The 12,358-nt window shown below is 70.3% G+C and carries 12 protein-coding genes and 1 pseudogene; 1 reads left to right on the top strand and 12 read right to left on the bottom strand.

The annotated features are described in order from the left end of the window. Position 1: 1 nt before the first annotated feature. From dusB to recO, 4 genes are all read right to left on the bottom strand, one after another. The gene (gene dusB, locus RKD05_RS15080; RefSeq protein WP_424711125.1) at positions 2-1,168 is read right to left on the bottom strand and encodes a tRNA dihydrouridine synthase DusB; all 1,167 of its coding nucleotides are present in this window, start codon (positions 1,166-1,168) and stop codon (positions 2-4) included. Between the two features lie 70 nt (positions 1,169-1,238). Continuing rightward, on the bottom strand, positions 1,239-1,931 hold the full coding sequence (locus RKD05_RS15075) for a DsbA family oxidoreductase (protein WP_424711123.1): 693 nt from the start codon (positions 1,929-1,931) through the stop codon (positions 1,239-1,241). Between the two features lie 47 nt (positions 1,932-1,978). Then, positions 1,979-2,785 (bottom strand): isoprenyl transferase, encoded by an 807-nt coding sequence (locus RKD05_RS15070; protein ID WP_424711121.1) that lies wholly within the window; start codon positions 2,783-2,785, stop codon positions 1,979-1,981. Next, on the bottom strand, positions 2,782-3,510 hold the full coding sequence (recO, locus tag RKD05_RS15065) for a DNA repair protein RecO (RefSeq protein WP_424711120.1): 729 nt from the start codon (positions 3,508-3,510) through the stop codon (positions 2,782-2,784). The genes RKD05_RS15070 and recO overlap by 4 nt, the downstream gene beginning before the upstream one ends. Positions 3,511-3,592: 82 nt before the next feature. Between recO and RKD05_RS15060 the strand changes: the two genes are divergently transcribed. Then, entirely contained in the window at positions 3,593-4,288 is a 696-nt protein-coding gene (locus tag RKD05_RS15060; protein WP_424711119.1) for a trimeric intracellular cation channel family protein, read from the top strand. A 79-nt stretch (positions 4,289-4,367) separates the two neighbouring features. On the opposite strand, the gene RKD05_RS15055 is transcribed toward RKD05_RS15060, so the two are convergent. The 8 genes and pseudogenes from RKD05_RS15055 to RKD05_RS15020 all read right to left on the bottom strand — a co-directional run bounded on the left by RKD05_RS15055 (position 4,368) and on the right by RKD05_RS15020 (position 12,344). Next, positions 4,368-5,156, bottom strand: coding sequence for a methyltransferase domain-containing protein (locus RKD05_RS15055; RefSeq protein WP_424711118.1), 789 nt, complete (start codon positions 5,154-5,156; stop codon positions 4,368-4,370). 18 nt (positions 5,157-5,174) lie between these two features. Continuing rightward, on the bottom strand, positions 5,175-6,935 hold the full coding sequence (gene leuA, locus RKD05_RS15050) for a 2-isopropylmalate synthase (protein ID WP_424711116.1): 1,761 nt from the start codon (positions 6,933-6,935) through the stop codon (positions 5,175-5,177). A 150-nt stretch (positions 6,936-7,085) separates the two neighbouring features. Next, a complete protein-coding gene (locus RKD05_RS15045) occupies positions 7,086-7,673 on the bottom strand; it encodes a GNAT family N-acetyltransferase (protein WP_424711115.1) in 588 nt (195 codons plus the stop codon). Beyond that, positions 7,670-8,617, bottom strand: coding sequence for a quinone oxidoreductase family protein (locus RKD05_RS15040; RefSeq protein ID WP_424711114.1), 948 nt, complete (start codon positions 8,615-8,617; stop codon positions 7,670-7,672). The genes RKD05_RS15045 and RKD05_RS15040 overlap by 4 nt, the downstream gene beginning before the upstream one ends. A gap of 33 nt (positions 8,618-8,650) precedes the next feature. After that, the gene (gene era / locus RKD05_RS15035; protein ID WP_022879934.1) at positions 8,651-9,544 is read right to left on the bottom strand and encodes a GTPase Era; all 894 of its coding nucleotides are present in this window, start codon (positions 9,542-9,544) and stop codon (positions 8,651-8,653) included. Next, a pseudogene (locus tag RKD05_RS15030) lies at positions 9,541-10,855 on the bottom strand (hemolysin family protein). The gene era and the pseudogene RKD05_RS15030 overlap by 4 nt, the downstream one beginning before the upstream one ends. Next, positions 10,852-11,319, bottom strand: coding sequence for an rRNA maturation RNase YbeY (gene ybeY, locus RKD05_RS15025; RefSeq protein WP_424711113.1), 468 nt, complete (start codon positions 11,317-11,319; stop codon positions 10,852-10,854). Before ybeY ends, RKD05_RS15030 begins: the two are co-directional and overlap by 4 nt. After that, positions 11,316-12,344, bottom strand: a complete 1,029-nt coding sequence (locus RKD05_RS15020) for a PhoH family protein (protein ID WP_239642558.1) — start codon at positions 12,342-12,344, stop codon at positions 11,316-11,318. The genes ybeY and RKD05_RS15020 overlap by 4 nt, the downstream gene beginning before the upstream one ends. Positions 12,345-12,358: the final 14 nt, after the last annotated feature.

Here is a 12,358-nt window from a genome sequence, read left to right as displayed (position 1 = left end):
CTCACCCGCCACTGTGGTGCAGCTCCGCTTCCGCCAGCTCGCGGCCGGCGGCGTCGCCGATCTCGCGGGAGTCGAGCCAGCCGTCGGGCAGCGCCGGGCGCTTCGGAGTGCCGGCGCGACCGCGCTGGCCCTCGGCCGCTTCGCCCGGGTAGGGCGCGTCGAGGTCCATCGTGGCGAGGAGGTCGTCGATCTCTTCCAGCGTCGAGGCGGTCGCGAGGCTCGCCCGCAGCTCACCGCCGACCGGATACCCCTTGAAGTACCAGGCGACGTGCTTGCGGATGTCGCGGCATCCACGCCCCTCGTCCTCGAAGAACTCGACCAGCAGCTCGGCGTGGCGGCGGAACGCCTGCGCCACGAAACCGAGCGTCGCGTCGACGGGTTCGCCGTGCGCCGCGCCCGGGCGCCCGAGCGCGCGGGCCAGGTCGCCGAACAGCCACGGGCGCCCGAGGCAGCCGCGGCCGACGACGACGCCGTCGCACCCGGTCTCGTCCATCATGCGCACCGCGTCGGCGGCCGACCAGATGTCGCCGTTGCCGAGCACGGGGACGCCGGTCACGGTCTCTTTGAGCTTCGTGATCGCACTCCAGTCGGCCTGCCCGGAGTAGAACTCGGATGCCGTGCGCGCGTGCAGCGCGATGGAGGACACGCCCGCGCCCTCGGCGATGCGTCCGGCCTCGAGGTACGTGAGGTGGTCGGCGTCGATGCCCTTGCGCATCTTGATCGTCAGCGGGAGGTCGCCCGCCGCGCGCACCGCGCGCTCCACGATCTCGCGGAACAGCGAGAGCTTCCACGGCAGCGCGGCGCCGCCGCCGCGACGCGTCACCTTCGGAACGGGGCAGCCGAAGTTGAGGTCGATGTGATCGGCGTGGTCTTCCTCGACGATCATGCGCACAGCGGCCTCGACGGTCGCCGGGTCGACGCCGTAGAGCTGGATCGAGCGCGGCGTCTCGGACTCGTGATGCCGGATCAGACGCATCGTGGTGTCGTTGCGCTCGACGAGCGCGCGGGTCGTGATCATCTCGCTCACGTACAGCCCGGCGCCGTACTCGCGGCACAGTCGCCGGAACGCCGTGTTGGTGATTCCGGCCATGGGCGCGAGCACGACCGGGGCGTCGAGTTCGATGGGGCCGATGCGCAGCGCGCGCGTCGGGGCCAATGCCGTGGTCATCGTTCCATTCTCCCAGACCCCGCGCCCACGCGGTGTCGCTGTGGACGCGGGGAGGCCTGGGGAGGAGGGGTCACGCCTGCGCGGTCTCCGGCTCGTTCGCGGCCGCTCGCCTCTCGCCCCACACCTGGCGGGCGATCTGCGTGAAGGCCTCGACCGGCTGCGCGCCGCTGACGCCGTACTTCCCGTCGATCACGAAGAAGGGCACTCCGCTGATGCCGTAGGCCTGCGCCTGCGCCTGGTCGGCGCGCACCGCGTCGCGGAAACGGCCCGAGGTCAGCGCCTCGCGGGCGAGCTCGGCATCCAGCCCGATCTCCACAGCGAGCTCGACGAGGTCGTCGTCGCGGCCGACGTGCTTGCCCTCGAGGAAGTACGCAGCCATGAGGCGCTCGGAGAGGTCGAGCTGGCGCCCGTGCTCCTTGGCGAAGTGCAGCAGCTCGTGCGCCTTCACGGTGTTCGTGTGCTGCAGGATGTCGAAGCGGTACTCCAGGCCCGCCTCGGCGGCCACGCCGGTCACGCGGTCGAGCATCTCCCGCGCCTGAGCGGGCGAGATGCCCTTGTGCTGCGACAGGTAGTCCACCTCGCCGCCGACGAAGTCGACGGGGGTGTCGGGCGAGAGTTCGAACGAGTGGTACTCGATCTCGACGACAGGGGCGTCGTCGTCATCGGCGGTGGCGGCGAGGCCGTTCTCGAGGTTGCGCTTCCCGATGAAGCACCAGGGGCAGGCGATGTCGCTCCACACGTCGATCTTGATGGCATCCGTCATGTCGTGTGCAACCTTTCGGGTGGAGGGCTTTATTCCGAAAGCGGCATTCAGGTCGCTGCCGGGGTGTCGACGGCGCCGCCGAACCGTCGATCGCGGGACACGTACTGACCGATGGCGTCCCACAGATGCTGGCGTCGGAAATCGGGCCACAGCGTGTCGAGGAACACCATCTCGGCATACGCGGACTCCCACAAGAGGAAGTTCGAGGTGCGTTGCTCTCCGCTCGAGCGGAGGAACAGGTCGACATCGGGCATGTCGGGCACGTAGAGGTTCTTCGCGATCATCTTCTCGCTGATGGCCGACGGCTTCAGGCGCCCGGCGGCGACCTCCTCGCCGAGGCGGCGCATGGCATCCACGATCTCCAGGCGACCGCCGTAGTTGACGCACATCGTGAGGGTGAGGCCGTCGTTGCCGGCCGTCAGGCGCTCCGCGGCCTGGAGCTCGTTGATGACCGAACCCCACAGCCGAGGGCGACGGCCCGCCCAGCGGACCCGCACGTTCCACTCGTTCAGCTGATCGCGGCGCCGCTGGAGCACCTCGCGATTGAAGCCCATGAGGAACCGCACCTCGTCGGGCGACCGCGTCCAGTTCTCCGTCGAGAACGCGTAGAGCGACAGGTGCTTCACGCCCGCCTGGATCGCGCCCGCGACGATGTCGAGGATCGTCGCCTCGCCGGCCCGGTGTCCCTCGATCCGCGGCAGGCCCCGGCGGTTCGCCCAGCGCCCGTTGCCGTCCATGACGATCGCGATGTGCGCGGGCACCGATCCCTTCGGGAAGGCCGGCGGGTACTCCCCCGTCCAGTCGAGGGGCCGGTAGGGCTCGGCGTTGCGGTGCGTGAACGGCTTCGGGGTCATCGACTCGATTCCAGGTGCGAGAGAGAACGGATGCCGCGCTCCAGGTGGAACTGTGCGTACGCGGCCACGAGGCCCGAGGCGGCGGCGGTGGTGCGTTCGGGGGCAGCATCCACCACGTCCCACTCCCCCGCGATGAGCGCGCGCAGCAGATCGACGGTCTCCCGCGCGACCCGCGGCGAACCCGCCGGTGCGCAGGCCGAGCACACGACGCCGCCGAGCTGGACGAGGAAGTAGTCGTGCTCGCCGACCGTGCCGCATCGCGCGCACTCGCCGAGACCGGGAGCCCAGCCCGAGAGCGCCATCGCGCGCAGGAGATACGAGTCCAGGACGCTCCGCGCCGCGTGGTCGCCGCGTGCGAGAGAGCGGAGCCCCCCGACCAGCAGCAGGTACTGCTGCGGCGTGGCCTCGGCCTCGTTCAGCCGATCCGCCGTCTCGACCATCGCGCTGGCGGTGGTGTAGCGGTCGTAGTGCTGCGCGATGTCGGCCCCGTACGCGCCGAGCGACTCGGCCTGCTGCACGATGTCGAGCGTGCGGCCCTGGTACAGCTGCACGTCGGCGACCATGAACGGCTCCAGCCGCGAACCGAACCGCGACGACGTGCGCCGAACGCCCTTCGCCACCGCGCGGATCTTGCCGTGGCGACGGCTGAGGAGGGTGACGATGCGGTCCGCCTCCCCGAGTTTGTGGGTACGCAGGACCACGACTTCGTCGCGGTAGGTGGGCACAGTCCATTATCCGCCCGCGACCCCGGGAGTCGGCGGTGCGCCGCGCGCGACCCCGCGGTCGGTCCCCGGGAGAATGGATGCCGTGAACCCGCCCGTCTTCATCATCCCGCTGTGGGCCGACCTCACCGCCGTCGCCCTCGGCGGAGTGCAGGGTGCGCTCTTCGCCTCCGGCTTCCAGGGGCAGCGGCGGCTGGATCTGCTCGGCGTCGCGATCATCGGCATCCTGCTCGGGATGGGCGGCGGACTCATCCGCGACCTGCTGCTCGGGCTGCCCCCGGCCACGTTGCAGAACAACTGGTACTTGATCACCGCGACCGTGGCATCCCTCGTCGGAATGCTGCTGTCGGGGATCTTCCAGCGCCTCAACCGCGCGATCGTGCTCCTCGACGCGGTCGTGATCGGGCTGTTCGGCGCGTTCGGCACGTCGAAGGCGCTCGCGGTGGGGCTGCCCCCGGTGCCGGCGGTGTTCGTCGGCGTCGTCGCCGCCGCGGGCGGAAGCGTGCTGCGCGACGTCCTCATGGGGCTCCCCGTCGCGATCATGCACGTCGGGTCGCTGTACGCCGTGGCCGCGGGCGCCGGATGCGCGGTCCTCGCGACCGCCGCCGCGTTCGGTGTGCCGCTCCCGGTCGCGGCGGTGATCGGCGTCGTCGTGACGACGGTGATCCGCGTGCTCGCGGTCCTGTTCGATCTCTCGCTCCCCGAGCAGCGGAAGCTGCACCGCCGCAAGGTCGCGGTCGAGACGACCGGCATCCCCATCATCCGCGACGACGAGGCCTGAGCGGCGCGCTTGCGTGAGGGGTCAATTTCTGTCGCTTCTGACTCCCTCGGGCGACAGATATTGACCCCTCACGCGGCGATCAGGCCCGCGCGAGGATTTCGCCGTGCGGGAGGAGGATCCAGCCGTCGGGGTCGGCGGCCCACTCGCGCCACGCCTCGGAGATGCGCTGCAGCGTCGCGTCGTCGGCGAGGCCCAGCCGGAGAGCGTGCCCGGCGAAGGCGGATGCCAGGACACGGTCGGCCCACATCCCGCCCCACCACGCGCGCTTCTCCGGGGTGTCGAACACCCACACGCTCGCGCTCGCCTCGATCCGGGTGAACCCGGCCGCGCGCGCCCACGCTTTCAGCGCGCGGCCCGCATCGGGTTCCCCCGACGATCCGCGATGCACGCCGTGGTAGATCTCGAGCCACTCGTCGAGTTCCGGGATCCGTGGATGCCAGATCACCCCGCCGTAATCCACGTCGCGCGCCGCGACGAGACCGTCGGGTCCCGCCACCCGCCCGAACTCCCGCAGCGCGTCCACGGGTCGCGCGAGGTGCTGGAGCGTCTGGTGGGCGTGGACGATGTCGAACGAGGCATCCGGGACATCCAGGGCGTAGGCATCGCCGACGCGGAACTCGACGTTCGTGCGGTCGCCGATCGCGGCGCGCGCGATCGCGACGACGTCGGGAGCGGCATCCATCCCCACGACCTGCCCCGGGAAGACCCGGTCGGCGAGGTCGACGGTGATGGTGCCGGGGCCGGCGCCCACATCCAGGATGCGAGCGCCGGCGAACAGCGAGGACACCAGGTAGGCCGCCGAATCGGCGACGGTCCGTGCGGCGTGGGAACGCAGCACGCTCTCGTGGTGTCCGTGGGCGTACGCCACGGCCGAGACCTCAGGCGATCAGACGCCGGCGAGGGCGCCGGAGCGCTCACGCGTACGGATGGCGCGGTTGACGCCCGAGACGATCGCCTTGAGCGACGCCGTCGAGATGTCGTTGTCGATGCCGACGCCCCACAGGCGCTGGTCGTCGACCTGCAGCTCGATGTACGCCGCCGCCTGCGCGTCGCCGCCGGAGCTGAGCGCGTGCTCGACGTAGTCGTACAGCGTCACCTCGAAGCCCTGCGCCCGCACGATCTCGAGGAACGCGGCCACGGGGCCGTTGCCGACCGCCGACGCCGGCTGGACCGACTCTCCGTCGCGCAGCGTCACGTCCAGCGAGACATCGCCCGACATGTCGCTCGACGAGCGGGTCGACAGCAGCTCGAAGCGGCCCCAGCGCTGGTCGTCGTCGGTCGTGGGCAGGTATTCGTCGGTGAAGATGTCCCAGATCTGGGCGCTCGACACCTCACCGCCCTCGGCGTCGGTGCGGGCCTGCACGACACCGGAGAACTCGATCTGCAGCTTCCGCGGCAGGTCGAGCGCGTGGTCGGCCTTCAGCAGGTAGGCCACGCCGCCCTTGCCGGACTGCGAGTTCACGCGGATGACGGCCTCGTACGAGCGGCCCAGGTCCTTGGGGTCGATGGGCAGGTACGGGACCGCCCATTCGATGTCGTCGACGTGCTTGCCCTCGGCGGCCGCGCGGGCCTCCATCGCCTCGAAGCCCTTCTTGATGGCATCCTGATGCGAACCGCTGAAGGCGGTGAAGACCAGGTCGCCGGCCCACGGGCTGCGCTCGGGAACGGGCAGCTGGTTGCAGTACTCGACCGTGCGCTTCACCTGGTCGATGTCGCTGAAGTCGATCTGCGGGTCGATGCCCTGCGTCAGCAGGTTCACGCCCAGGGCGACCAGGTCGACGTTGCCGGTCCGCTCGCCGTTGCCGAACAGGCATCCCTCGATGCGGTCGGCGCCGGCCATGTAGCCGAGCTCTGCGGCCGCGACCGCGGTGCCGCGGTCGTTGTGCGGGTGCAGCGACAGGATGACGTTCTCGCGGTGGTTCAGGTTCCGCGACATCCACTCGATCGAGTCGGCGTAGACGTTGGGCGTGGCCATCTCGACCGTGGCGGGCAGATTCAGGATGACCTTGCGCTCGGGCGTCGGCTGGAAGACTTCGAGCACCTCGTTGCAGATGCGCAGCGCGAACTCGAGCTCGGTGCCCGTGTAGCTCTCGGGCGAGTACTCGTAGTAGACGTCCGTCTCGGGGATCGTCGCCTCGTACTTCTTGCACAGGCGGGCGCCCTCGAGGGCGATGTCGACGATGCCCTGCTGGTCGGTACGGAAGACGACCTCGCGCTGCAGCACGGACGTGGAGTTGTACAGGTGCACGATGGCCTGCTTCGCGCCGGCGATCGCCTCGTACGTGCGCTCGATGAGGTGCTCGCGCGCCTGCGTCAGCACCTGGATCGTGACGTCGTCGGGGATGAGGTCTTCCTCGATCAGCTGCCGGACGAAGTCGAAGTCGGTCTGGCTGGCGCTCGGGAACCCGACCTCGATCTCCTTGTAGCCCATCTTCACGAGCAGGTCGAACATGACCCGCTTGCGCTCGGGGCTCATCGGGTCGATGAGGGCCTGGTTTCCGTCGCGCAGGTCGACGGCGCACCAGCGGGGTGCGGTCTCGATGCGCTTGCTCGGCCACGTGCGGTCGGGCAGGTCGACGCGGATCTGCTCGTGGAACGGACGGTACTTGTGCACCGGAGCGGACGTGGGCTTCTGCGTGTTCTTCATGAGGGGGTCGCTTCTCTTGTCTGTCTGAAGGGGCCGACGACGAGCTCCGCGACGAGGAAGGCCCTTAGAACGAGGACTCGTCGCGGCAGCTAAGAAGAAGCAGGCCACCGAAGCGCATTCTGTGATCGTAGCACTCGCGTGCGGCGGCTCTCACGCGCTCGGGGTCCATTCGCGAGCGAGCACGGCGTAATCCACCTCGTCGCTCCAGCGTCCCTTGAACCATTCGTTCTCGACGAGGTGCGCTTCGCGGCGCATCCCGACGCGCTCCGCGAGGGCGATCGAGCGGGCGTTCTCCGCGTCGATGCGGGCGACGAGACGGCGCAGGCCGTAAACCTCGAACGCCGTGTCGATGAGCGCGCGCACGGCCTCGGTGGCAAGACCTCGCCCGGCGGCGGAAGGACTCACGACCCAGCCGATCTCGGCAGTGCCGGAGGCCGCGTCGAGGTGGAACAGTACGAGGTCGCCGATCACGGCTGCGTCGTCGAGCCGCTCGATCGCGAGCACCACTCCCCCGCGCTCGCCCTCGAGGCTCGTCTCGCCGAAGAGGTAGCCGATGCGCTGCCGGATGTCGTCGGCGCTCTGCGGCTCGAACGGCAGGAACCGACACACGTCGGGATCGCCGCGGTACGCGACCATCGCGTCCACGTCGGCGTCAACGATCGGCCGGAGCCGCACGCGGTCGCGCACGACGTCGAGACGCGCCGGCGCCGGCGGCAGCACGAACGGCGACGCGGTCACGGCAGCAGCGCCACCTTGCCGCCGGGGTGGCCCTGCATCACGAACCCCACGGCGTCCTTCGCGTCGGCCAGCGCGAACGTGCGCGCGACCGGCACTTCCAGATCTCCGGATGCCGCGAGCTCGAGGATCCGCGGCCGCGCGATGTCACGGAACCGGGCGCTCTCGGGACGTGCGCCGGCGATCCACAGGAAGCCGTCCGACTCCGCCCGCTGGGGCGCAACGATCGTGACGATGCGATCGCGCTCCGCGACGAGAGCGAGGGAGACGTCGATCGCCTCGTCGGTGCCCACGGCGTCCCATGCCGCGGAGATCGGCTCCCCCGCAGCCGCTTCGACGGCCCGCTCGTGAAGACCCTCGCCGTACTCCACGGGGATGCCACCGAACCGGCGGACGCGCTCCGCCGACTCCGCGGAGTCGGGGCCGACCGTGCCGATCACCCGGATGCCGAGCACCCGCGCCTGCTGCAGCAGGCTCACGCCGACCGCGCCGGATGCCGCGTGCAGCAGCACCGTCTCGCCCTCGGTGGCACGCGTGACCTGGATCATCTCCGCGGCGGTGGCGCCGGCGAGGAGGAGGTTCGCGGCCTCGGGGTGCGACAGCGTGGCGGGCTTCGGGAAGACGTCGCGCGCGGGCACGTTGAGCTCGGTCGCGTACGCGCCCCGGACCCGGAACGCCACGACCTGGTCACCCACGGCGAGCTCGCCCGAGCCGCCGACGGCGTCCGGCCCGACAGCGGTGACCTCGCCCGACAGCTCGTACCCGATGGGCGCCGGGAACTCGACACCGGGCCGAGGCGCCGCGACGTGCTTGGCATCCGCGGGGTTGATCCCGGCCGCGCGGACGCGGATCGTGACCTCACCGGGACCGGGCGGCGGCACCTCGACCTCGTCGAACGTCCAGTTCTCCACCGGACCGGGCTGGTGCGCCCGCCACTGCTTCGCCATGATCGTCGTCCTCTCGTCGCGTGGACGGTCGGCTCAGAAACCGAGTCGGCCGAGCTGCTTGGGGTCGCGCTGCCATTCCTTGGCCACGCGCACGTGCAGGGACAGGTATACCCGACTGCCCACGAGCGGCTCGATTCCCTTGCGCGCGCGGGCGCCCACGTCGGCGAGACGCGAGCCCTTCCGCCCGATGATGATCGCCTTCTGGCTGTCGCGCTCGACGACGATGTTGGCGTACACGTCGGTGAGGTCGCTGCCCTCGCGCGGTGCGACGTCCTCGATCGTCACGGCGATGGAGTGCGGCAGCTCGTCGCGCACCCCGTCGAGCGCCGCCTCGCGGATGATCTCGGCGATCCGGTCCTCGAGCGACTCGTCGGTGACGACGTCGTCGGGGTACAGGGCCGGCCCCTCCGGCATGAGGGCGAGCAGCTCGTCGCTCAGCACGTCGAGCTGATCCCGCGTGACGGCCGACAGCGGGATGACGGCCGCCCAGTCCTCGCGCAGTGCGTCGACCTCGATGAGCCGTTCGGTGATCTGCTCGCGGGTCGCGGCATCCGTCTTCGTCACCAGCGCGACCTTCTTCGCGCGCGGGTAGCCCGACAGGGACTCGGCGATGCGGCGATCGCCGGGGCCGACCTTCTCGGTCGCGGGGGCGCAGAACGCGATGACATCGACATCGCCCAGCACTTGCTCGACGAGGTCGTTGAGGCGCTGGCCGAGCAGCGTCCGCGGACGATGGATGCCAGGCGTGTCGACCACCACGAGCTGACCGCCGGGACGGTTGACGATGCCGCGGATCGCGCGACGCGTCGTCTGAGGCTTGTCGCTCGTGATGGCGACCTTCTCGCCCACGAGGGCGTTCGTCAGGGTGGACTTCCCCACGTTGGGGCGACCGACGAAGGTCACGAAGCCGGATCTGTTGTCGCTCATCTGTCGTTCCTCTCGCGACCGGAGCCCGCGGGCGCCGTCTCGTCGTCTTCGTCGTCGTTGTCGGCGCGTTCCACGATCACCGTCGCGATCCCGCGGTTACGCCCGCGCGAGGCGCCGCCCGTCATGAGCAGACCCGAGTGCTCGGCCGTCGCCCCGGGCTGCGGGATGCGCCCGAGGGCCTTGCCCAGCAGACCGCCGATCGAGTCGACGTCCTCGTCGTCGAGCTCGAGGCCGAACAGGTCGCCGACCTCGTCGAGGCCGAGGCGCGCGCTGACCCGGAAGCGGCCGTCGTCGAGCGGCACGACCTCCGTCGAGGGCGCGTCGTACTCGTCGGAGATCTCGCCGACCAGTTCCTCGATGAGGTCCTCGAGCGTCACGAGCCCCGAGACGCCGCCGTACTCGTCCACCGCGAGACACACGTGCACGGCATCCTTCTTCATCTGCTGCAGCAGGGTCTCGGCCTTCATCGACTCGGGGACGAAGACGGCCGGGCGGGCGATGCGACGGATCGGCGCGTCGCGCCAGCCCGCTTCCTCGCGGAACCCGAACTGCACGAGGTCTTTGAGGTACAGCATGCCGACGATGTCATCGGCCTCGTCGTCGGCGAGGGGCACGCGCGAGACGCCCTTGTCGAGGAACAGCGCGAGGGCTTCGCGGGTGGTGGCCGCGGCATCCACGGTCACCATGTCGGTGCGCGGGACCATGACCTCCCGGACGTACCGGTCGGTGAAGTCGAACACCGAGTGGATCAGCTCGCGGTCGTCCTCTTCGATGAGTTCGTTCTCGGCCGCCTCGTCGATGATGCTGAGCAGCTGCTCCTCCGAGGCGAACGACGTCGAGCGCGCGACCCCGGGCGTGAGGCGGTCGCCGACCGCGATCAACCCGTGCGCGAGCGGCCCGAGCAGGATCCGCATGCCGCGGATGATCGGCGCGCCGCCGCGCAGCAGTCCGGTCGCGTGCTGTCGGCCGACGGCGCGGGGACTCGCCCCGACGAGGACGAACGAGATGCCGGTCATGAGGATCGCCGCCCGCGATCAGCGCGATCCAGATGTCGTCGAACAGCAGCATGAACGCCGCCGCCACGAGGACGGCGGCCGTGGTCTCGGCCAGCACGCGGATGAACACCACGGCCGTGATGTGGGCGCTCGGGTCGTCGGCGATGCGCTGGAGCGAGCGGGCGTTGCGGCCGCTCGTACCCAGCTCGGCGAGGTCGGCGCGCGAGGTGACGCCGAGAGCCGCCTCGGACGCCGCCATGAAGCCGCCGAAGGCGACGAGGATCAGGGCGAGGACGAGGAGGACGGCCGCGGTCATGCGCGGCGGCGACGCTCGACGGCCTGGAAACCGGTGATGAGCTCGCGCTGCAGACCGAACATCTCGCGCTCTTCCTCGGGCTCGGCGTGGTCGAAGCCGAGGAGGTGCAGGAGCCCGTGGGTGGTGAGGAGGATCAGCTCGTCCTGCGTCGAGTGCTTCGCGGCAACCGCCTGCGTCTCGGCGACGGCCGGGCACAGCACGATGTCGCCGAGGAGACCCGCGGGTGTCGGCGAGTCCTCGGTGCCCGGACGCAGCTCGTCCATCGGGAAGCTGAGCACGTCGGTCGGGCCCGGCTCGTCCATCCACTGCACGTGCAGGGACTCCATGGCGCCCTCGTCGACGAGCACGATGGCGACGTCGGCGTCGGGGCTCACGTGGAGTTCCGCGAGGTTGTACTCCATCAGGCGCAGGAGCACCTGCTCGTCGACCTCGTGGCCGGATTCGTTGTTGATCTCGATCGTCATGAGCGGTTTCGTCTCGGGAGGTGATCGCGCGGACCCGCGGGACGGGCCGCGCCGCGGCGTTCGGCACGGTTGGCGAATTCGGATGCCTCGTCGCGTTCGCGGCGGGCCACGAGACGCTTCTCGTCGTATTCGCTGTACGCATCGACGATACGGCCCACCAGCGTGTGACGCACGACGTCGGCGCTCGTGAGGTACGAGAAGTGGATGTCGTCGATGTCGCCGAGCACCCGCGTGACGAGGCGCAGACCGGACGCGCCCTGCGGCAGGTCGATCTGCGTGATGTCACCGGTGACCACCATGCGCGTGCCGAATCCGAGGCGCGTGAGGAACATCTTCATCTGCTCGGGCGTGGTGTTCTGCGCTTCGTCGAGGACGACGAACGAATCGTTGAGCGTGCGTCCGCGCATGTACGCCAGCGGGGCGACCTCGATGGTGCCCGTGGCCATGAGCTTCGGCACGATGTCGGGGTCCATCATCTCGTTGAGCGCGTCGTAGAGCGGCCTCAGGTACGGGTCGATCTTGTCGGTGAGGCTGCCCGGGAGGAATCCCAGGCGCTCGCCCGCCTCGACGGCCGGGCGGGTCAGGATGATGCGGCTGACCTCCTTGCGCTGCAGCGCCTGGACGGCCTTCGCCATCGCGAGGTACGTCTTGCCGGTACCGGCGGGACCGATGCCGAACACGATCGTGTTCTCCTCGATCGCGTCGACGTACGCCTTCTGCCCGAGGGTCTTGGGGCGGATGACCTTGCCGCGCGACGACAGGATCGCCTCGCCGAGCACCTCGGACGGACGGGGTCCGCCGTCGGAACGCAGGATGCGGCTGGAGCTCGATACGTCGGCGGGGTCGAGGCCCTGCCCGTTGCGGGTCATCGTGAGGAGCTCCTCGACGAGGCCCTTCGCCGCGGCCACGGCGGAGGCGCCACCGGTGAGGGTGATCTCGTTGCCGCGCACGTGAACGTCGACGTCGGGGTGCTCCTTCTCGACCACGCGCAGCAGGCGGTCCTGGGGGCCCAGGAGCTGGACCATGGCGACGCCGTCGG

Origin of the sequence: Microbacterium sp. SLBN-111 (genome assembly GCF_049739645.1) — a bacterium.
Lineage (GTDB): Bacteria > Actinomycetota > Actinomycetes > Actinomycetales > Microbacteriaceae > Microbacterium.
Note: the sequence above shows the minus strand (reverse complement) of the source record. Positions and strands in the feature narration are given on the sequence as shown.

What these genes read in the sequence shown, in the direction of transcription:
- dusB (WP_424711125.1), bottom strand. Translation starts at nt 1,168, where the DNA reads ATGACCACGGCATTGGCCCCGACGCGCGCGCTGCGCATCGGCCCCATC.
- RKD05_RS15075 (WP_424711123.1), bottom strand. Translation starts at nt 1,931, where the DNA reads ATGACGGATGCCATCAAGATCGACGTGTGGAGCGACATCGCCTGCCCC.
- RKD05_RS15070 (WP_424711121.1), bottom strand. Translation starts at nt 2,785, where the DNA reads ATGACCCCGAAGCCGTTCACGCACCGCAACGCCGAGCCCTACCGGCCC.
- leuA (WP_424711116.1), bottom strand. Translation starts at nt 6,935, where the DNA reads ATGAAGAACACGCAGAAGCCCACGTCCGCTCCGGTGCACAAGTACCGT.
- RKD05_RS15040 (WP_424711114.1), bottom strand. Translation starts at nt 8,617, where the DNA reads ATGGCGAAGCAGTGGCGGGCGCACCAGCCCGGTCCGGTGGAGAACTGG.
- era (WP_022879934.1), bottom strand. Translation starts at nt 9,544, where the DNA reads ATGAGCGACAACAGATCCGGCTTCGTGACCTTCGTCGGTCGCCCCAAC.
- ybeY (WP_424711113.1), bottom strand. Translation starts at nt 11,319, where the DNA reads ATGACGATCGAGATCAACAACGAATCCGGCCACGAGGTCGACGAGCAG.
- RKD05_RS15020 (WP_239642558.1), bottom strand. Translation starts at nt 12,344, where the DNA reads ATGGTCCAGCTCCTGGGCCCCCAGGACCGCCTGCTGCGCGTGGTCGAG.